Source organism: Salicibibacter cibarius, assembly GCF_016495725.1.
Taxonomy (GTDB): Bacteria; Bacillota; Bacilli; order Bacillales; family Marinococcaceae; genus Salicibibacter; species Salicibibacter cibarius.
The window spans coordinates 582,828-602,723 of the sequence record NZ_CP054705.1 but is presented as its reverse complement, the minus strand read 5'-3'; the positions used below and the strand labels follow the sequence as shown (position 1 = coordinate 602,723).

Here is a 19,896-nt window from a genome sequence, read left to right as displayed (position 1 = left end):
CTTACTATTATTAATTACAATGCCTAAGACTAGAAAGATTCACTATATACGGTTTATTAATTTAAATGATTATCCCACTAGCTCAGAATGAGTGATCGTTTCCGTTGAGGCACACAACGTCATTAAACGGCTGAACCATTCCCCTTTGAATTTTCGCCTGTTGAAACGATAGCAAAACTCGTCTAAGTAGGCTTGAAGGTGCTTAGCGTCAAGACCGTGAAAGGTTCCGCCCACAAATGCTTTGGCGTTGGAAAGCACGGTGTGCAGCCAATGTAAATGATCCGGTGTTTCTTTGACATCATACATCTGATACTCATGATTGAAGCCAGCACCAGCCAACGCCCGATAGGAACGGTAAGCATCGCTGCTGATCGTGGACCCTTGCACGATCCATTTCTCTGCAACTTTGACCAAGGTTTCCCCTTTGATATCAGGGGTCACTTCCATTTTTACATAACGTGGATGGCCCTGGTTGGTCAACGACAACCCAACCAACACTTTGGTCTTTTCCGTGCCGCGACCGCGCTTTCCGCCTTCTGTGGGCGCACCAAAGTAAGCATCATCCAATTCAACAATACCGGCGAGGGTATATGCGGCATCGCGTTTTCTCATAGCCTGCCGGATTTTGTGAAGCATCAACCAAGCCGTTTTATAAGACACTTCAATGTCTCCCGAGAGCTTATGCGCGGAGATCCCTCTCTTATCATGAGCAATCATGTAGATAGCGATGAACCACTTGGTAAGATCGGTACGCGTTTTCTCCATCACGGTTCCAACGGTGACGGTTGATTGATAGCGGCATGCTTTACATTCGTAAAGGCGGTGTTTCCGTGTTTTTGTCTCAAAATAAGCGCCATGGCCGCATGTCTCACAGCAGAATCCATCCTTCCACTTCAGGTTGAATAGGTGATCGTGACAAGCTTTTTCTGTCGGAAACTGTTTTTGAAAAGAGACAAAGCTCATCTGTTGATAGTTAGCCATTTTGCGCACCTATTCAAACGCTTGTTTGTGATTATATTATATCACACGTACGTTCGTAAGAGTAGTTATTCTGAGCAAAAGGGGTACTCATTTTAATTTATTAATGTCATCCACCTAGGTTTGGTAACCACAATACAATTTGAGGGAAAATTAATATTAATACAATCATTGTTAATTCAATCAAAAAGAATGGGATTATGCTCTTATAAATATGAGGCATTGGAACCTCTGGTCTAACACCTTTCATCACAAACAATAACATTCCAACAGGAGGTGTAAGATTTCCTAAATCATAAGAAATTAATAGCATTATACCGAACCAAATCAAGTTTACATCTAAAGCTGCAAGTATCGGCATAAATAATGGAACAGTGATCATCATTAAAGAAATAGGTTCAATAACCATACCCAAAATAATAGTTATTATTAGAAATATAATTACTAATTGAATGACTGACATATTTAGTGATTCTATAAAAGCAACCATCTCTCTAGTAGCTCCGGAAAAAGACAACAGTTGGCCGAACCCAACGGATGCTGCTACAATAAACATGATCATTCCACTGATTCTTAAAGTTCCGTTAAATGATTTTTTTAATACATCTTTGTTCAATCTACTTTTCAAAACTATCACTACTATAGAAGCTATAACCCCGACAGCTGCAGCTTCTGTTGGTGTAGCTATACCAAATAAAATAATACCAAGAACACTAAAAGTAATAACAAAGAGGGGTAATATATCTCTAAACAAAGTTAAGAAAAAATATTTTAAAGAAAAAGGTTCCTTTATATCTTCTTTGCTTGTGTGAGTAGGTGCTAGACTAGGATTAATAAGGCAACGTATAATTATATACACTATAAACAAAGCTGCCAGTAACAACCCTGGTACCACACCTCCCAATAGAAGAGGACCTACAGCGATTGAAGCAATCCCCCCCAGCAACACCACCATTGCGCTAGGAGGTATTATCATAGCTAAGGTCCCAGCTGCCATGATCGGACCTAAGCTTATTGATGTTTGATACCCCATTTTTTTCATTTCTGGAGCCAGTACTGAACCTAACATCGAAGTGTTCGCTATACTAGAGCCACTTAAGGAGGCAAACATAGTCCCTCCTACTATCGAAAGTACACTTAAACGACCAGGTAATTTTTTTAACCATTTATTTAAAATTTCTAAAGTAGCGAAAACAATACCTGATTGGAATAGTAGCTCACCCATTAAAATAAATAAAGGAATTGGAGTTAGCGAAAAATCAGTTAATGCACCTGAGGTCCTTTGAATCAGTTGTTCTAATCCAACTTCAAATCCGATTAGATAAGTAATTACAATAAAATTAGTAATTAAAAATGAAAAAGCAACGGGTACACCTACAACAACTAACAAGAGAAATATCGCGAAAAAAATTATCAAAGTTACATACCATTCCATTTATTAGCCCCCCGTTAATATATTTCTTGTTCGTCGTACAAGGTATAATTTAAAATCTGAGCAATTAATCGAAAAGTTAAAAGTGCACTTCCAACAAATATCGGTAAATAAAGTATATATTCTGGGAGCGGGACCAATCTATACATTATATCTCCTCTTTGTATATAATCTAATGAAACTATGAATGAGAAATAGGTTAAAAATATACTTGCTAGCAGACAACACCCGCTTGATATTAAATTTATCACTTTTCTAACCCGCGAATTAAATAAGTTAACAACCATATCAATTTTGACGTGGGCTGCTTGTCGTAAAATCCAAGCCAGTGTAAAAAAAGTCATATATAACATGATGTACTCACTAAATTCGACTGTCCACGCGAAGGGAGTATTAAAGAACGTTCTTCCTAGTACACTTAAGGTAATAATAGTGACCATCAAAATTAGTAAAATTGACGAAATGAATAAAAAAAGATTTTCAATTTTTGAAAGAACAAGGTCAAAATAAAAATTCACTTTTTTAGTTATGCTCATAAATAGGACACCTCTTATTTTTTATAGGGGTCTAAGTATCAGTAGACCCCTAACGACTTACTCTCTAAACAATTCTTCTAATTCCTCACTTTCCTCAACATTATTTTCAATGAAATCCCATCCAGCTTCATTAACAAAATTTAAAAATTCATCTCCAAGATCTACCTCTTCAATATCTGTATTTTCAAGGATCTCCCCTTCTTCTTGTAAGAATTCATCTGTAACCTCATGCATTTCATCTTCGACTTCTCTTTGCGTTTCGATCATTATTTGCTGTAAATCTTCAGGGAGTTCATCCCACTTGTCCAAATTTATTAAATTAACCACATCCGTTCTATAATACTCTAATTCGGGGGCTAATTGATAATTAACTTGTTCCTCGAGCCCCACGTCTGTTATCCCAATAGCAGGATAACCAAATCCATCTACCACTCCTCTGTCAAGACCCTCATACACTTCCCCCATCGGAAATGATACCATTTCCGCATTAAGGCTATTAATCATCGCCTCATAAGTAGGGGTACCTCTTATTCTCATTCCTTCAAAGTCTTCTAGAGATGTAATCTCTTCTTGGGTATATAAATTAAATCCATATTCGGAGCCTCTACCTAGCAATTTTGCGTTTAATTTATTTTGATGAAGATCATCTAAATAATCCTATCCCGCCCCGTTCCAACTCTGTTTCAGTGTCAATTTCTGAATAACTAAGGGCTAATCCTTCAGGGGCGCTACCAGCATAGTAAGCAGCTGGAGTGACAGTGAAATCAATCGCCCCGCTTCTGATTGCGTCTCCAATTTCATTGTCGGGAATTGTTTCTGGTCCTCCACGATAATCTAACTCAATTCTTCCGTCGGAATTTTCTTCAATTTTTTCCTCAAACACAAAGAATGCTTGAGCTAACAGATCATTTTCATCATTTGTTGTAGTCCCTGTCAATGTAAAAGTTCCATCTTCATGTTCGGCGCTTTCTTCATTGCCACAAGCGGCAATGAATATTGAAATCATTCCTAATACTAAAATTATCTTAGTACTCATAAAGTATGATTTAAACATTATATATCTCCTCAAGGATTTGTTAATCGATTAGCGCGGATTTTTGATTTCATCTAATCTTCAACAGTCTTTACGGACCATCAAGAAATATATTAAATTAATAGAAGGTTATGGTTCATATTTGGATGGGGCTTCGTTCAGTTTTCAATAACGTTTTTCACTCATACCTTGGATCTTATCATCAGCGCTTGCACATCACTTATTTTCATTTGCCCATCGGTCGTTGTCATGGATGGGATATAGAAGATTTACTCTGTTACCTGTTCATCGATTGCCACGCTATTTCAATTCCATTATGGTGCGTTCAATGATGTTCATCGTGTAAAGATACGTTATGTGGAAGAGGGGTAATCCATATTATCGCCTTCAATGACTACTCTCTGAACAATTCCTCTAATTCCACGCTATCCTCCACGTTATTTTCAATAAAGTCCCATCCAGCGTCATTAACAACATCTAAAAATTCATCTCCAAGGTCTACTTCTTCAATCTCTGTATTTTCGAGGATTTCTTCTTCTTCTTGTAAGAATTCGTCCGTAACTTCATGCATTTCATCTTCAACTTCCCTTTGTGTTTCGATCATTATTTGCTGTAAATCTTCAGGGAGTTCATTCCACTTGTCCAAATTTATTAAATTAACGACGTCCATTCTATAAAATTCTGATTCAGGAGCTAGTTTATAATTTACTTGCTCTTCAAGTCCCATATCTGTCATACCTACAGCAGTCCAACCAAATCCATCTATTACCCCCCTGTCAAGTGCCTCGTACATTTCTCCCCCGGACATAGACACCATTTCTGCATTAAGCCTGTTAGTCATTGGCTCATAGGTAGGAGTACCTCTGATTCTCATTCCTTCAAAGTCCTCTAAAGATATTATTTCATCTTGTGTATATATACCAAAATTAACTTCAGCGCCTCTGCCTAACAATTTTGCGTTTAAATTGTCCTGATGAATTTCATCTAAATAATCGATCCCGCCTCGTTCCAACTCAGTTTCTGTATCAATTTCTGAATAGCTAAGAGCTAATCCTTCAGGGACGCTACCAGCATAGTAAGCAGCTGGAGTGACAGTGAAATCAATCGCCCCGCTTCTGATTGCGTCTCCAATTTCATCGTCGGGAATTGTTTCTGGTCCTCCACGATAATCTAACTCAATTCTTCCGTCGGAATTTTCTTCAATTTTTTCCTCAAACATAAAGAATGCTTGAGCTAAAAGATCGCTTTCTTCTAGTGTTGTTGTCCCTGTAAATGTAAAAGTTCCATCTTCTTGTTCGGTGCTTTCTTCATTGCCACAAGCGGTAATGAATATTGAAAGCATCCCTAATACTAAAATTATCTTAGTACTCATAAAGTATGATTTAAACATATATTATATACCTCCTCAAATGTTATAAATGACAAAGATACAGCCTTATTTATCTTTCAGTAATATGGTGTTCCACTTATTACTTCTAACTAGGATTCGGTTATCAGGAAACAAACGGACCCATATAGAATGGCCGTTGTTGTTCAAATCTCTTAATATTTTCTTCCGCTTGGAGAGTAAGAGAAATGTCATCCCACCCGTTTAACAACTTCTTTCGAATGAGGATCAATGGAGAACGACACTTTCCAATCGGACTCATTCTCTATAATTTGGCTTTCCAGATCAACTCGCAACGAAAGTCCAGGATTGTTTTTCTCTTTTTTAAAAAGATCGTCAACGATTCCATTGGTCTAGTTCAACCAATAATAACCCCGTTTTTGAGCAGTTGATTTTAAAAATATCGGCGAATGAAGGGGGTAGTATAATCACTTTAAAACCGTAATCCTGAAGAGCCCATACAGCATTTTCTCTTGTATGCCGAATTCTTTACAGTTGTCAGTCAAAAACTCAACTTGCTTTCTAGCCAGAGGATCAGCAATCGGGCTATTTCTACCTGTTGTCGGAACATTATGATCGGTTTTGTTGCAAATGTTAAATCCGGAAGTCTGACTGTACGTCCTTGCTCACGAAGGAGCGAAAAAGCCTGTGGAGATGTGACCTCGTGCACCAGGTGAAGGTCTATAAACAAAAGCGGTTGTTCCACTTGTGCCTCGATCATATGCTTATCCCACACTTTTTCAAAGAGAGTCTTCGTGGCCATTATATCTCTCCCCACTTTGTTATTATTCAGATATAGGATGAAGATCTGTTATTTTTCCTGCTTTAATTACCTGTCCCGGCACTTCATGACCAAGGACATCTTGCAAATACTTAGCCGAATCTATCAGCTGGTCAAGATTTGCTCCAACTTCATAACCCATGAAAGTAAGCATATGAACAAGATCCTCGGTGCAGACGTTCCCTGTTGCACCCGGCGCAAACGGGCAGCCTCCCAATCCACCAAGAGAAGCATCATAACGGGTCACCCCAGCACGAATTCCTTCCATAACGTTTGCAAGCCCCATTCCTCTTGTATTATGAAAATGAAGAGCTAGAGGCAGATACGCCCAACGCTTCAACACCTTTTCGGATAACTCGAATACCTGTTTAGGCGTTGCCATCCCCGTTGTGTCAGCCAACGTTATGCCTGTTGCACCTAATTCAAGATACTGATCCACTAAACGAAGAACTTTGTCTTCGGAAACGTCTCCTTCATATGGGCACCCAAAGGAAGTAGCCAACGTTCCGTTTACACTCATTTTTGTACTGGACAAATAGTCCATCATCTCTTGAAAGTTCTCAAACGATTGCTCTGTGGTTCGCCGAACATTTTTTTTATTGTGAGTATTGCTAACCGAAACGACAAGATTGACTTCCTCTACTCCGCACTCCGCTGCACGTTCTGTTCCTCTTAGATTTAGAACCAACGCACTGTAAGTCACTCCAGGCGTCCGATTAATCCCGTTCATCACCTCTTTTGCATCACTCAAATTAGGTACAGCTTTAGGCGAAACAAATGAGGTGACTTCAATTTTATCTACAGCTGCTTCACTTAATCGGTTGATTAATTCGATTTTTTTCTCTGTCGTAACAAACTGTTCCTCAATTTGAAACCCATCTCTTGTCACTACTTCTTGAAGTGTGATCTTTTGCAAAACAGCTCACTCTCCCAGGGTTTTATATAATTCCTTTGTCTTTTAGTTCTTTAATTTTTTCATCACTATAAGTGAGCCAGCTTTTCATGATTTCATCCGTATGTTTCCCCAGACTAGGACCCAGCCATTTCGTTTCACCCGGTGTTTCACTCATTTTTGGTACAATACCCGGAATTTTTAGTGACTCTCCTCCATTCATTTGAAAGTGCTGTATCATTTCCCTGCTTAGATAATGCGGATCATTGACGATATCCTTAATGCTGTAAATAGGACCTGCAGGCACTCCCGCTTCATCAAGCGTTTTTAAAGCCTTTTCAAACTCGACAGTTTTTGTCCAATCTTCTATAACCTGATCAAGGAAATCTACATGTTCTGCCCGTCCGCTATTACTTTGGAAGCGGACATCCTCCACAAGCTCCTGATGTCCAATTGCGTTCATCAGTCTTTTGAAAATAGCGTCACCATTCCCACCAATGACAATGTATTTTCCATCGCTGCACTTATACGTATTGGAAGGTGCTATCCCCGGCAATGATGAACCCGTTCTTTCGCGGACGACATCGAGCTTGTCATACTCAGGCAGTGTTCCTTCCATTAAACTGAACACGGCCTCGTAAAGCGCAACATCGATCATCTGGCCTTTTCCAGTTCCTTTTATATCACGGTGATAAAGAGCCATCATCGCACCGATGACTGAATACATCGCTGCAAGAGAATCGCCAAGGCTGATTCCTACTCTCGTTGGGGGCCGATCCTGGTATCCCGTGATATAACGGAGTCCTCCCATTGACTCACCGATACTTCCAAACCCGACTTTGTCCCGGTAAGGTCCAGTTTGACCATAACCTGAAACCCTGATCATAATAAGACCTGGATTGACTGCGGACAGTTCATCATATCCCAAGTTCCATTTCTCCATCGTCCCTGGCCTGAAATTCTCAACAACAATATCACACTCTTTAACTAGAGCCTTAATAATTTCCTGACCTTCTTCAATTTTTAAATTGACAGTAACCGATTTTTTATTTCTAGATTGAAGTCGCCACCAGAGTGATGTTCCCTCATAGATATGACGCCAGTCCCGAAGTGGGTCACCTTTCCCCGGTGGTTCGACTTTTATGACATCCGCACCGAATTCCCCGAGTAGTCTCCCTGCAAACGGACCACCAATTAAACCTCCTAATTCTAAAACTTTAACTCCCTCTAACGTTTTGCTCATGTTTTTTATTCATCCTTTATGTCTGTTTTCTCAAAAAGAGGATAAAATGCCTCTAAATCATTCTGGATATGTTGCGTCATTTCTAATTCGGCTTGGTCCTTATTGTTATTCAAAATTGCTTGAGCAACTTTCTCATGTTCCTCAATAAAGGCAGCTTCACGTGTATAGTTTCTTAAAATACTGTTTCTCATGTAAACTGTTTTTGCAGCTATTAAATCCATGAATTGAATCAGCTGTTGGTTTTCTGATGAATGAACTATTAGTTCGTGAAATTTTGTATTTAACTCAACCACAGTTCCCAATTCATTCATTTTTAAATTGTGTTTCGTTTTTTCAATGATTTCTATTAACCTGTTTTTGTTATCCTGCAACATTTTTTCAGTTGCTAGTCCAGCTGCGAGGGGCTCTAATCTTTTTCTGCAAAGATAGAGGTCCTCAACATCTTTAAAAGTTGGATCTAGCACATGAATATGCACACCTTTTTGAATAACCAAGCCGTCTTGTAGTAACATGCGGATCGCTTCTCGGACAGGACCTCGACTCACCCCCAATTTTCTAGCCAGTCCTATTTCAGTCAGTTGTTCTCCTGATGAGAACTCATTTGCCAAAAGTAAGTTTTTAATATTTTTATAGGCCTGAATATGAAACGGTTCGGACTTCACAACGAGGCTCATAATCCTCTCCCCCCCTTTCTGCTCACATATGCTCCCGATTTATCTGAATTTCATTTCTTTATGATGTAACCCGAAGTGTGTCGTGCACATAAGTAGACCATATCGCACAGAGCTTACGATTCTTCCTATAAATCCTAAATTTCATATGGGAAACCCGGTCTGAGCCCGAATGAATAGAATGTAAGCGCTTTATCAAAGTATAAAATGTATATTGTAAATTGTCAACAAAAAGTGAAATAATTATTTTTAAAACTTTAGTAGTTTCAGTGATTTTAATGAAATCCTTAGTAATGTCTTCTGAAATTAGTGAATCTTAATTGGGTTCGATAGATGGGATAAAGGAGTCACAAACGTCAGAGAAGTCCCTTACCCTTTGCGGAATCCACCCTCATACCTTAAAATAGATAAGAAGACAACAACCGTCGGGAGGATGGAAAAGAATGCATCACAAACACGACGCTTCTTCGGTTCACGTTGGAATATTGACGATGTCGGACACGCGTACAGAGAATGAAGATAAGAGTGGCGCGTTGATTCGTTCCCTCTTGGAAGAGGCTGGGCATAAAATGAGGAAGTATCGGGTGATTCCGGATGACGGACCGACGATCCAATCCGTGCTCCATGAATGGACGACTCAGACTTCGCTTGACGCCATTATCACGAACGGCGGGACCGGGATTAGCGCCAAAGATGTTACTTACAAGATCGTTTACGGGATGATTGATAAAGAAATCGAGGGGTTCGGGGAGTTGTTTCGAATGAAAAGCTATGAGGAAATCGGAGCGAAAGCGATGCTTAGTCGCGCGCTCGCGGGCACTATTGGCCAAACTGCTCTATTTGCGCTTCCCGGTTCATCGAATGCCGTTCGTCTCGCCATGACTGACTTAATTTTACCGGTGCTCCCTCATATAGTTGGAGAGCTCCGCAAATGAACGTTGCCGGTCTCGTACTCGCCGGCGGGCGATCATCCAGATACGGCAGGCAAAAACTTTTTGAAGCCCATCAAGGCAAGCCCCTTTACCAACAAAGCATTGCCGCGATGCAACACGCCGGAATCTCATCGATCTATATCGTAACCAACCAGGAACTTGCACCTGCTTTTCAAAATCATCGAGTTATCATCGATGAAAACCCCTATGGCGGACCATTACGCGCGTTACATACAGCCATGGAAAAAATGTCAGCCGAACGATTCGAATGGCTGCAAGTTTTGGCGGGGGATGTTCCTTATATCGACGGAGCGACTGTCAGCACCATTCTTCAAGCAACAAAACAACACCCCAATTCTGATATCATCTTGCCAACGACCGACGGGCGAAACCAGCCGTTACATGCCGCTTATCACATGCGTTGTTTACCGGCATTAAGGGAACTGGTGAAAAAAGAAAGCAGCATGAAAGCTTTATACGATGCCGTTGACGCCTATCGCTTACCTTTCCCGTCGGACCACCTTGCTTTTATCAATATAAACAGACCCGAAGATTGGAGGCATGAACCGTGAGCGAGTTTTCCCATTATAATGAAGAAGGCCGTACGAAAATGGTCGACATCTCCCAAAAACAAGATTCGACCCGAAGCGCGACCGCTGAAAGCCGTATTTTGCTAACCGAAAAATTATACCGGGCAATTGAAAGTGAAGAGCTGAAAAAAGGAGACCCTTTGCAAGCCGCGCAAATCGCCGGGATCATGGGTGCGAAAAAAACCCCTGACTGGATTCCCATGTGCCATCCGATCCCGCTCCAAGGAACTGATTTATCTTTTGCATACGAAGAAACAGATGACGAATACGAGCTAATCATCCGAGCCACCGTGACGGTAAAAAGCAACACCGGCGTCGAAATGGAAGCGTTAACCGCGGTTACTGCCGCCGCGCTCACCTTTTACGACATGTGTAAAGCCGTCGATAAATCAATGATCATTAAAGAAACTTTGCTCGTTGAAAAAACCGGCGGAAAAAGTGGCGATTTTTATCATCCGCGACGAAAGTAACACCAAAATAACCCTATTATTTGTCGGCACAATTCCGGGTGACGACAATTATAAGACAGTACCCCGATTTTTGAGGTCAAAAATCGGGCACATGTTGTGGTTTTGTCTTGATTCTTAACCGCAACATTTTTTGTGCTTCTTCCCACTCCCACATGGGCAAGGATCATTTCGACCAATTTTTTCTTCTTTAACAACCGTTTTTGTGTTTTCCGCTTTTTCACCCATCAATCTTTGTAGATCGGCTAAGTCCTCCTGCTCGTCCGGTTCAATCCCGATGACCACTTTCCAACCCTTCCTGTCGCAAAAATCATGCAGATCCATCGCCCGCTTTTCTGTAGCGACACGGAGGATTGCCGGTTTTTTATCCGTCCCCAACTTAGCCATGATACGTCACTCCTCCTTTTTCTTGTTACCTCGAGGTAAATAATGCGTCGCATAACGCTCCTCAATGGTCGGCACGCCTCTTTTCGAAAACTGCAGACGTTGCTTCGGCCCTTTCCCCCATTTCTTGTAATACGTAAATGAAGGTTTCAGCTCTTTTTTATTAGCAAACGCGCGAATCTCCTTCAAAACAAAATTTTGACTGGGAATGCTTCCCCGCATTGAACCCTCCAGATGAGATATGCGTTTAAATCGCCAATTTTCAACTTCCTTCGGCTTCAAACGTCCAAGTTTTACAAGAACATCGATGGGACTGACATAGCCCTTCTCCCATAAAAGTTGCCCAGCGTATTGATGGACACGCTTTCTTAATGTTTGCCTGTTCACGGTATTTCTCCCCTCTTTATAAGTCGGATCTCAACCCTACAATTCCGATGCTTGCAAGGCGTTGGTAAGTTCCTTTTTGAAAGCGGTATGCCGTGGGTACTTACTTCGATATGTCGCTATGAAATCTTTTCCATCCGGCACGGTACCTCTATTTGCCAATGCCTCGGCCATTGCTACCAATAATTTGGCAGCTTTATGATAGCTTCCCCTTTTTTGATTACCGACGATCGCATCAATTCTATTGCCTATTTCTTTTTTGCACCAGTCGAGATAAAAGTATGCCTGTTCGTCTGTTAGCTCAATGGTTTCTTTTACATAGTCGATGAGTGTCATGTACTTATCCATCTCAGGGGGGTTAGAGCCAACGGTAAAACTCCATTGATCCTTGAAGATTTTGGTGCGTTCATTTCTTTTTGATAAAACATCCATCATAAAAATGAGCATCACAGGTTTCGGATTTGATCCGAAACTCCATCCTAATGAATCCTTTCCTTCACACATGCGAAATACCTTTTCATGATCGCCGGCGAGTAGTCGCGCATGTATGAGCACCCACTCCTGAAACATAGATGGACGCCTTTCTATATTATGGAAGGTGAAATCCCGATCTTCCTTTTCGAGTTCTATCAGTCTTATTTCAGCCTCGTTGCTTATTTCAGCGAAACAGCCTTCTTTTTTTCCCGTAAGATACAGATCAAGTAAATATTCCACGGAAGGATTGGAATGAAAACTTTCTCTAAGACCTCTCAGCCTCAGCTTATCATCTTTACGTTCCTCACCGACCTTTGCTAGTTTTTCCGCTACTTCTGCACGCACCGCATAATTGCTCGGGATATTGCTCAACCCCTCTGTAGCAGCTTCAATAATGGACGCTGTATCCCCTTCTTTTTCCAAAGCCTCTATCCAATCCACATACGCTGTTGGAAATTGTTCGGCGTAGACTTTCGCAAATTCCGAGATCGCCGGAATACCACCTTTCAGGAAAACAGCTTCCCGGAGTAACTCGCTGACATATAACGAAGGGGTTTTCCCCTTTAGACATTCGATCCATTCTTCCAAAAAATCATGAAAATCCGGCAATGGTGCATCTAGCGAATCTCGCACATCTTTGAGTTTTGTTCGGGAAGCATCCACATAACCATCATCGCCCATTGTATCATAGAGCATATCTGCCCGTTCTTCTGCGCGCGCATTCAAATAAACCGACCGATAAAAAAGGGCACGATGCTCGTCCTCTTCTACATCCAACATATTACCGGGATAATAAGCGCCAGGCAGACCTTCATCTCCCATTTCCAATACCTCGAACAATTTTCTGTAAGCCTTTTCGGCGACCTCATAATTACCCTCTTTGAGCAACTCTCTTGCTTCCAGAAAAAAATCGTCCATTTCTTCGGTCCAACTTTCATCACCGAACTCTCTTTCATCCAGGATTTCAGGATCCCAGCCAAATCCATCCACATAGTCCCCTGATCCAACTCTTTCGGCAAATGCTTCAATCTCTTCTATTAAAGTCTCATCGCCATGACCGATCCTTGGCTTCACTTCTTTGACCGTTAACTTGGTCAAAAACGCCTCTCTATTGTTCGGACTCTCATTACTTGCCCATTGCAAGATAAGGGTTTGAAGATCCTCTTTCGAAAACTCGTCCAACCGCAATCTGGCTTCTTCCATAAATGCTTTATAACTTATGCTAACCATGTGTTCTTCTCCTTCCCACCAGTAAAGTCTATTAAAACAAATTTACCAAAGAATTTCTTTTATTACTACTAAATGTTCGCCTATTTTCCACTTTTCGCTCTTAAATCGCATGCAAAACTTTGCCATTATGAAGAGCGCATCAGAAATCGTTGCGTACGGAGCCAAGGTAAAAAGAGCTATTCTCGAATGAAAAATAAGGAGTTGTCACCATTATCTGGATTATATTCCTTTCACTGCGTGGTTTTCAGTTTTACAATTACCACTAGGCGTACGCGCCGGCGTATTTTCCACATATAGCGATCGAATTGACGATTACAATAGTGAGGTTAGGACCCCCAACAGCAGCGAAAACTAGGGTGAAGGGTCTCTAAATGAATAATTAGCACCCGAACAGAGGCAAAAACAAGCTCGAAGGGTCACTAATCATGCAATTAGCACCCGAACAACGGGGGTAAAACCGGCTAAAGGGTCTCTAAACGTGTCATATGTATCCGGTCAGCGGTAAAAACCAACACCAAGCAACGGTGATTATCGTATGAGTCCTGTTTACATCGGGCAAGCCGCATTCATTTTTACGGTAAATTGCGGAACGTGGAAACATTTTGATAGAATAGAAAGCAGTATTCTTTTTTATATTTCACAAGGGAAGTGATCGTGATCCGACCGTATCTTTTTCAATTAAACAAAGAGTTACTGGAGATTAACGCTCTTGAGATGGATGAACGTTTGATCACTTTTTTCCGGATCATCAGTCCAGACACGGACGACAAAAAACAGACCTTTTTATTTATAAATGACAACGATCTCGAGCACGAGTTTACCATTCATTGGGATGACCAAACCATCCAAGGGAAAGGAATCAAAGGTTTTTTTAGCCCCTATGATAGCCATTACTTATTGATAGGGCTGACGGATCAAGAAAAAATCAAGATTACGACGCCGCCTGCCCCGTCCTGGGAGCAGATCAATCAATACGACATCCCGCTTGAAACGAAAGAACGAACACACGAAGTTTTGGATTCTTTAAGCAACTTTGAACAAAGCGATGATAAATGGTTTGATCTCTACAAGGTTGCGCAGCAATTTAAGTCTGATGCCAATGCTGACCAAGACAGTCTTATCAGCTTACCTCATTTGCGTGATTTGGAAATCTTTGAGTATCAAACGAACACGGTAAAATCCGTCATGAACCGCTTCAAAGGGCGCGCGCTCCTATGCGACGAAGTCGGTTTGGGTAAAACCATCGAAGCCGGAATCGCCATGCAAGAATACATCATGAGAGGCTTGGCCAATAAAATCCTTATTTTATGCCCACCATCACTCGTACAGCAATGGGAAGATGAAATGAAACGCAAGTTTAACCAAGACTTTATCCGCGCGGATTCCTCCGCTTTTAAAAAACACGGGAGTCAAGCCTGGACCGAATTTCCGAAAGTGATTGCATCGCTGGCAACCGCAAAACGAAAACAACATCGCAGTGCAATTACGAATGTCCAATATGATTTAGTGATCGTCGATGAAGCCCATCATCTCAAAAACCGCAATACCTTGGCCTGGCAATTCATCAATGAAATTTACAAAAAATATATTTTTCTGTTAACAGCAACGCCGGTGCAAAACAACCTCGAAGAGCTGTACAATCTCATCACGTTATTAAAACCGGGGCAGCTTAAAACTTATCGTTATTTCAAAAAACATTTTGTCGAGGACAACCAAGGCATGGAAGCAAAAAACGTGGACCAACTGAAACGACTGCTTTCGGATGTCATGATTCGAAATAAACGAAACAATGTGGACGTACAGTTCACGAAGCGAAAAGCACAGACGATCGCCGTTTCTTTGTCCGCTGACGAGCAAAATGTTTATGACGAATTAAGTGCCTTTATCCGCCGCAAATACAATGATAAACACCCGAGCATGAGCCGCTTTCAGCTCAAATCATTGCAAGAACAAATGGGCAGTTCCTTTTACACGCTCATCCAATCGTTATCGAACCAAGTGGCGAACGATAAATTAAATGACATCGATCGCCAAAACCTAAAAACTATTTACGAACAAGCGCGAGCCATCACGGAAAAAGACGCCACCGAGAACGCCAAGGTACGTGAGCTAATTTCGATTCTATCGCAAACGAAGGAGAAAGTGCTCGTGTTCACCAAATATAAAAAGACCCAACAGCTTTTGGCTGACGTCCTGAAAGATCACGGATTTCTCGTCGCCGAGTTTCACGGCGGTCTAAAACGAAAAGAAAAAGAAGATCAAGTGAACTTTTTCAGGGATCGTGCCCAAGTCCTAGTGAGCACGGAGGTTGGCGGTGAAGGACGAAATCTGCAATTTTGCAATACAATGATCAATTATGACCTGCCCTGGAATCCAATGGCCATCGAACAACGCATCGGCCGGATTCATCGTATCGGGCAACAACGGGATGTCTATGTTTATAATCTCGTCGCTGAAAACACGCTCGAACACTATATTCTCCATATTTTAGACCGCAAGGTTAATATGTTTGAATTAGTCGTCGGAGAAGTGGATATGATTCTCGGAGACATTGAAGCAAAAGAAGACTTCTCCGACATTGTCATGAACACGTGGGTCGATGCCGAGACCCAAGAAACAATGGAACGGGAAATGGATGCCATCGGCGAGCAAATGTTGCAGAACAAAGAACAGCTCAACAAAATCAAAAAATTGGACAAGCATTTATTTTAGGGAGGGGGCAACATGGAGCTGCAAAAATATGTTTCGGAAGTCGTTGAAACGTTGGGCGGCGTCGTGATTCCCGAGGAATATGCCCTCTGCCAGGTGCTCATTCCCGAAGACTATAAAGATTATTTTCAAGGTCAAACGGATTTGATACTTGCCTTCGATTTTGAAGTCAGTCAGGAAAACCCCGAAGCAGAATTTGTTACCTTTGGGAGCTATTTTTTGGACCAATTGCTGGCGTTAGCAAGCCAAAAAGCCAAAAGCACCGTCCGCTTTGTAAAGATCGAACGTCTCGAACTCGCGAACCCGCTCAAGAAAATACAACAAAGCATGCCGGATGAGCCAGGGCAAATGACGATAACAGAAGAACGGCAGGTGATGGGTGCCTGGGGGATGTTCCAGTTTAAGGTTTACTATATTTCCGATCAAAAAGAGGCAGCCTCAAAAGAAATTTGGGTGGATTTATTGACCGATCAAGTCGATCACATGATTCAAGAGGAACAAAACCGTATCATCTATCAGCAAGCACCTCTGTACAATCTTCCTTTTCCGGAAACATTCGATTTTCAACACGGATTTGAGGTCGCGATGACCAACGTACGGCAGCAAGGGGAAGAGGAAAAGAACGCCCGCTTGGAAGAGCAAACCTTGCAGCAAGATATTGATCGCATTGAAGAATACTATGCAGAATTAATGGAAGAAAACAAAAAAAGGGCTTCGCGAAAAGGATTAAAAGAAGAGAAAAAGAAAGATATTGAAGCGAAAACGAACACCATCATCCTTGAGCGTGACAAACAACTGCTTGATATTAAAAATAAATATGACGTCCAAATTGAACCGGCCCTTGAACACGCGATCCTCTATTGCATCCCGATGATTGAATACCGGGTGGACATCCGGTTTCGCAGAGAAAAACAAAAAAAGATTTTATATTACAATCCGATCACGAAACAGTTTGCAGTGCAAGAGGCTGAATCGGCTCAAACGGTGAGTACGTGAACTGAACGTTCGTTGTTGCCCGTCTAACCAAAAAACGTACCGATAAATCATCGGTACGTTTTTTGGTTTGCGCTGGCGCATCATGGGTTCCGTCAATCAAGTCATTAATTTCTTACCGTGAGAATATCGGAAGGCGCGTGATGAACGGAGACATGGGCGACACTTCCGGTGAAAAGCCGTTGCAGTGCACCTCGTCCGGTTGCCGCGGTCACGAGCAAGTCGATGTCGTTTTCAGTTGGAAGTGTATGCGGAATTTCCGTCCGAGGGTTTCCGTAATAGAGGATCGTTTCAACATCTTTTACCCCTTCATCTTCCGCCTGACGTTTGTATTTTTCCAGCATTTCCCGTTGCTCAGTATCTTTATCCGATTCTTGCTTTTGCATGTCTAATGCATCATAAGCATAAGGTCCTGCGTGCACTTCGACTACATGCGCGATTTTAAGCGTCGCTCCCTGCGCCTTTGCCACGTCAATCGCTTTAGCCAATGCCTGCTCCGCTTGCTCGGAACCATCCACGGCCACGAGAATGTTTCGATACAAGGTTGCATCCGCCTCATCTTTAACGGTAAGAACATCGCTGGCAGACCGGCGCACACAAGCTTCCGTTACGCTTCCAACCAACAGCCGTTCGGCTGTATTCAGCCCACTTCCGCCAACGACTAATAAATCTGCGCCATAGTCATCAACGAGTCTTTTCGGGATTTCAACCCGGGGGTTTCCTGATTGTACAACGGTCCGTATGTCTTTTACTCCAAATGCTTCCGCTTGGTTTTTACTATTTTCCACCAATTCATCTGCGTCCTTTTTGATTTCATTCCATAAGTTATCCCCATATGGACTTGCTCTTGGAAAACTGCGTGTGTCAATCACGTGACCGATGACAAGACCGGCATCATGTTGTTCAGCAATACGGCTTGCTTTTTTTAGTGCTTGATCCGATTGCTCGGATCCATCAACGACGACAAGAATTTGTTTGTACATGTGTACGCCTCCTTGTTTGTTTTTAGCCAAAACAATTTCCAGTATTAGTATATCACAGAGAAGACAAGATTCGAGAACAACTCTGAATCCTATTAAACAAATATAAAATGGAACAGCACCGCTGCCATGGAAACAATGATTCCCACAACGAATGCAAATACAATCGTAATTTTATAAACCTCGGCCTCCCTGCCGTGTGCACCTGCCGTACTCGTGCCAAGGATCACATTCGCGGGGGCAATAACATTTCCGATCGCCCCTCCGGCTGACTGTGTCGCGATCACCAGTGACATAGAGAGACGTTCCATTGAATCTCCCACAGCACCGTGCAAGGGGGCGAAAAGTACATTCGACGATGTGTTCGACGAGGTCATAAACGAACCAACGATTCCGATTACACTTGCTATCGCGGTATAAACAGCAGGCGACGAAACTTCCGCAATACCAAATGCAATCACATTCGTCTGACCGGAATTTTCCATGATCATAGCCATCGTCATAAAGCCTGTTATCGCGAAAGTTGCACCAACAGCATTATCCTTTGCCCCGGTAACTATATTTTTCTTCATTCCTTTTTCCATTAAGCCTAAATATTTATACCAAATGTATGCGAACACAGATGATAACAGCAAAAAGAATGCCGGATGGGTTAAAGGCGCCATGGGGTTATAAACCTCCTCCGCATCCATCTGAAATCCATAGCCCGTTTCGACTGCTGGAAAGGAGAAACCGAATGAAAATTGATTTAAAAAGTCTTGTGCCGGTGTTATTCCCATCATGATAACCGTTGTTACGGATAATACATAATAAGGCATAAATGCCTGATGAAGCGAAATCTCCGGTCTGTCTTTTTCATCACTATCCATTTCTTTAAGAATCGTTGTCTCTTTCTCCAAACCCGTCTTCTCGCTATATCGTTTCGTTCTTTTTTCCAGTAAGAAAAGGGCACCTACAGCCAAAGTGGCAGGAATAAACGCACTTAATTCAGGATTAAATGTTACAATGGCGAGCTGCCCGCCACCGTGAATCAAGGAAATGACAACAACAGCAACCCATCCCTCTTTAACCCCTTTCCATTTTGCAAATATCCAGCATATCGCAAATCCGGCAATGATATTTGGAATCCATAATAATATGCCTGTATAGAGAAGCGTTAATGCTTGATGCTCAATATGTACGACATTTGTGGTTGCAATCCATGCAACGCCAAGAGTGCCAAACGTGTTTGCCCAAGCATGTCCGATTAATGGAATGACAATTGCAGGAATCGGCTTAACACCTATTCCTATTAAAAGAGGGGCAACAACTGCAACCGGTACTCCAAACCCCGCTACACCTTGCAGGAAAGAGGCAAACACCCAGCCAAATCCTAGCACTAGGAACAGATAATTTTCACTATAGCGTTGTATCTCATGCCTGATCACTTTAAACGACCCTGATTGCTCTGTCGTATGGTAAAGCAATAACGCCGTCCATATAACAAGTAAAATATAAAAGGCTTCCCAAAGGCCCTTTCCAAATCCAACAGCTACATTTTCAAAAGATGCCCGGAATATAAAAAACGAGAATAATGTTGCAACTCCCATCGCAACCCAACCCGAGGTGCCGCCTGACCACCTAAAAACGACGAGCATTAATAGGAGTAGAATCATTGGAAAAATTGCAAGCGACCAATGTAGGAGATCTACCGGTAAATGACTTTCCAATGGGAAATCCTCCCTCTTATTTATAGCTCCCTGTATTTATCGAAGCTGTGTAAAAAGAGTTTCCTTGTCTCCCCTGATTATGCCCCCTTAA

20 protein-coding genes and 1 pseudogene are annotated in these 19,896 nt (G+C 41.9%); 5 read left to right on the top strand and 16 right to left on the bottom strand.

Features of this window, described 5'->3' with window-relative positions; translation table 11 throughout:
- Positions 1-69 precede the first annotated feature (69 nt).
- The 11 genes and pseudogenes from HUG15_RS03180 to HUG15_RS03130 form a co-directional block, all read right to left on the bottom strand.
- The gene (locus HUG15_RS03180; protein WP_200126962.1) at positions 70-981 is read right to left on the bottom strand and encodes an IS1595 family transposase; all 912 of its coding nucleotides are present in this window, start codon (positions 979-981) and stop codon (positions 70-72) included.
- A 106-nt stretch (positions 982-1,087) separates the two neighbouring features.
- Positions 1,088-2,413 carry a TRAP transporter large permease gene (locus HUG15_RS03175; protein ID WP_200126961.1) on the bottom strand — a complete coding sequence of 442 codons (1,326 nt, stop codon included), beginning with the start codon at positions 2,411-2,413 and terminating at the stop codon, positions 1,088-1,090.
- Positions 2,414-2,427: 14 nt separating this feature from the next.
- Positions 2,428-2,850: a TRAP transporter small permease gene (locus HUG15_RS23605; protein WP_425504045.1), complete on the bottom strand. Its 423-nt coding sequence runs from the start codon at positions 2,848-2,850 to the stop codon at positions 2,428-2,430.
- A 153-nt stretch (positions 2,851-3,003) separates the two neighbouring features.
- Positions 3,004-3,561: a TRAP transporter substrate-binding protein DctP gene (gene dctP, locus HUG15_RS23310; RefSeq protein WP_200126958.1), complete on the bottom strand. Its 558-nt coding sequence runs from the start codon at positions 3,559-3,561 to the stop codon at positions 3,004-3,006.
- 28 nt (positions 3,562-3,589) lie between these two features.
- Positions 3,590-4,000 carry a type 2 periplasmic-binding domain-containing protein gene (locus HUG15_RS23305; RefSeq protein WP_200126956.1) on the bottom strand — a complete coding sequence of 137 codons (411 nt, stop codon included), beginning with the start codon at positions 3,998-4,000 and terminating at the stop codon, positions 3,590-3,592.
- A 373-nt stretch (positions 4,001-4,373) separates the two neighbouring features.
- Positions 4,374-5,369: a TRAP transporter substrate-binding protein DctP gene (gene dctP, locus HUG15_RS03155; RefSeq protein WP_200126954.1), complete on the bottom strand. Its 996-nt coding sequence runs from the start codon at positions 5,367-5,369 to the stop codon at positions 4,374-4,376.
- A 333-nt stretch (positions 5,370-5,702) separates the two neighbouring features.
- Positions 5,703-5,798 carry a hypothetical protein gene (locus HUG15_RS03150; protein ID WP_425504027.1) on the bottom strand — a complete coding sequence of 32 codons (96 nt, stop codon included), beginning with the start codon at positions 5,796-5,798 and terminating at the stop codon, positions 5,703-5,705.
- Positions 5,799-5,842: 44 nt separating this feature from the next.
- Positions 5,843-6,129 (bottom strand): annotated as a pseudogene (locus HUG15_RS03145) (aconitase family protein); the annotation flags it as partial.
- Positions 6,130-6,151: 22 nt separating this feature from the next.
- A complete protein-coding gene (locus HUG15_RS03140; protein ID WP_200126952.1) occupies positions 6,152-7,063 on the bottom strand; it encodes a hydroxymethylglutaryl-CoA lyase in 912 nt (303 codons plus the stop codon).
- Positions 7,064-7,085: 22 nt separating this feature from the next.
- Complete coding sequence (locus HUG15_RS03135; RefSeq protein ID WP_200126950.1) at positions 7,086-8,282, bottom strand: CaiB/BaiF CoA transferase family protein; 1,197 nt, start codon at positions 8,280-8,282, stop codon at positions 7,086-7,088.
- A gap of 5 nt (positions 8,283-8,287) precedes the next feature.
- Entirely contained in the window at positions 8,288-8,956 is a 669-nt protein-coding gene (locus tag HUG15_RS03130; RefSeq protein ID WP_200126949.1) for a GntR family transcriptional regulator, read from the bottom strand.
- Between the two features lie 440 nt (positions 8,957-9,396).
- Here HUG15_RS03130 and HUG15_RS03125 point away from each other — a divergent pair, with 440 nt between their 5' ends.
- The 3 genes from HUG15_RS03125 to moaC are packed head-to-tail and all read left to right on the top strand — an operon-like array spanning position 9,397 to position 10,945.
- Positions 9,397-9,888, top strand: a complete 492-nt coding sequence (locus tag HUG15_RS03125; RefSeq protein ID WP_200126948.1) for a MogA/MoaB family molybdenum cofactor biosynthesis protein — start codon at positions 9,397-9,399, stop codon at positions 9,886-9,888.
- On the top strand, positions 9,885-10,457 hold the full coding sequence (gene mobA / locus HUG15_RS03120; protein ID WP_200126947.1) for a molybdenum cofactor guanylyltransferase: 573 nt from the start codon (positions 9,885-9,887) through the stop codon (positions 10,455-10,457). Before HUG15_RS03125 ends, mobA begins: the two co-directional genes overlap by 4 nt.
- Positions 10,454-10,945 carry a cyclic pyranopterin monophosphate synthase MoaC gene (moaC, locus tag HUG15_RS03115; protein ID WP_200126946.1) on the top strand — a complete coding sequence of 164 codons (492 nt, stop codon included), beginning with the start codon at positions 10,454-10,456 and terminating at the stop codon, positions 10,943-10,945. The genes mobA and moaC overlap by 4 nt, the downstream gene beginning before the upstream one ends.
- A 114-nt stretch (positions 10,946-11,059) precedes the next feature.
- Here moaC and HUG15_RS03110 read toward each other — a convergent pair whose 3' ends face one another.
- Genes HUG15_RS03110 through HUG15_RS03100 form a run of 3 tightly spaced genes read right to left on the bottom strand, consistent with a single transcriptional unit; the run spans position 11,060 to position 13,414 of the window.
- On the bottom strand, positions 11,060-11,329 hold the full coding sequence (locus tag HUG15_RS03110; RefSeq protein ID WP_200126945.1) for a PBPRA1643 family SWIM/SEC-C metal-binding motif protein: 270 nt from the start codon (positions 11,327-11,329) through the stop codon (positions 11,060-11,062).
- 6 nt (positions 11,330-11,335) lie between these two features.
- The gene (locus tag HUG15_RS03105) at positions 11,336-11,713 is read right to left on the bottom strand and encodes a hypothetical protein (protein WP_200126944.1); all 378 of its coding nucleotides are present in this window, start codon (positions 11,711-11,713) and stop codon (positions 11,336-11,338) included.
- 36 nt (positions 11,714-11,749) lie between these two features.
- Positions 11,750-13,414 (bottom strand): hypothetical protein, encoded by a 1,665-nt coding sequence (locus HUG15_RS03100; protein WP_200126942.1) that lies wholly within the window; start codon positions 13,412-13,414, stop codon positions 11,750-11,752.
- Between the two features lie 654 nt (positions 13,415-14,068).
- Between HUG15_RS03100 and HUG15_RS03095 the strand changes: the two genes are divergently transcribed.
- Positions 14,069-16,126, top strand: a complete 2,058-nt coding sequence (locus HUG15_RS03095) for a DEAD/DEAH box helicase (RefSeq protein ID WP_246516471.1) — start codon at positions 14,069-14,071, stop codon at positions 16,124-16,126.
- Between the two features lie 12 nt (positions 16,127-16,138).
- Entirely contained in the window at positions 16,139-17,119 is a 981-nt protein-coding gene (locus HUG15_RS03090; RefSeq protein ID WP_200126940.1) for a hypothetical protein, read from the top strand.
- Positions 17,120-17,223: 104 nt separating this feature from the next.
- On the opposite strand, the gene HUG15_RS03085 is transcribed toward HUG15_RS03090, so the two are convergent.
- Both HUG15_RS03085 and HUG15_RS03080 read right to left on the bottom strand, forming a co-directional pair.
- A complete protein-coding gene (locus HUG15_RS03085) occupies positions 17,224-18,099 on the bottom strand; it encodes a universal stress protein (RefSeq protein ID WP_200126938.1) in 876 nt (291 codons plus the stop codon).
- A gap of 92 nt (positions 18,100-18,191) precedes the next feature.
- Positions 18,192-19,805: an L-lactate permease gene (locus HUG15_RS03080; protein ID WP_200126936.1), complete on the bottom strand. Its 1,614-nt coding sequence runs from the start codon at positions 19,803-19,805 to the stop codon at positions 18,192-18,194.
- Positions 19,806-19,896: the final 91 nt, after the last annotated feature.

Excerpts from the sequence above, each read along its gene's own strand:
- HUG15_RS03175 (WP_200126961.1), bottom strand. The coding sequence starts at position 2,413 with ATGGAATGGTATGTAACTTTGATAATTTTTTTCGCGATATTTCTCTTG.
- HUG15_RS23605 (WP_425504045.1), bottom strand. The coding sequence starts at position 2,850 with ATGGTCACTATTATTACCTTAAGTGTACTAGGAAGAACGTTCTTTAAT.
- HUG15_RS03130 (WP_200126949.1), bottom strand. The coding sequence starts at position 8,956 with ATGAGCCTCGTTGTGAAGTCCGAACCGTTTCATATTCAGGCCTATAAA.
- mobA (WP_200126947.1), top strand. The coding sequence starts at position 9,885 with ATGAACGTTGCCGGTCTCGTACTCGCCGGCGGGCGATCATCCAGATAC.
- HUG15_RS03110 (WP_200126945.1), bottom strand. The coding sequence starts at position 11,329 with ATGGCTAAGTTGGGGACGGATAAAAAACCGGCAATCCTCCGTGTCGCT.
- HUG15_RS03100 (WP_200126942.1), bottom strand. The coding sequence starts at position 13,414 with ATGGTTAGCATAAGTTATAAAGCATTTATGGAAGAAGCCAGATTGCGG.
- HUG15_RS23305 (WP_200126956.1), bottom strand. The coding sequence starts at position 4,000 with ATGTTTAAATCATACTTTATGAGTACTAAGATAATTTTAGTATTAGGA.
- HUG15_RS03085 (WP_200126938.1), bottom strand. The coding sequence starts at position 18,099 with ATGTACAAACAAATTCTTGTCGTCGTTGATGGATCCGAGCAATCGGAT.
- HUG15_RS03125 (WP_200126948.1), top strand. The coding sequence starts at position 9,397 with ATGCATCACAAACACGACGCTTCTTCGGTTCACGTTGGAATATTGACG.
- HUG15_RS03090 (WP_200126940.1), top strand. The coding sequence starts at position 16,139 with ATGGAGCTGCAAAAATATGTTTCGGAAGTCGTTGAAACGTTGGGCGGC.
- HUG15_RS03135 (WP_200126950.1), bottom strand. The coding sequence starts at position 8,282 with ATGAGCAAAACGTTAGAGGGAGTTAAAGTTTTAGAATTAGGAGGTTTA.
- HUG15_RS03180 (WP_200126962.1), bottom strand. The coding sequence starts at position 981 with ATGGCTAACTATCAACAGATGAGCTTTGTCTCTTTTCAAAAACAGTTT.
- dctP (WP_200126954.1), bottom strand. The coding sequence starts at position 5,369 with ATGTTTAAATCATACTTTATGAGTACTAAGATAATTTTAGTATTAGGG.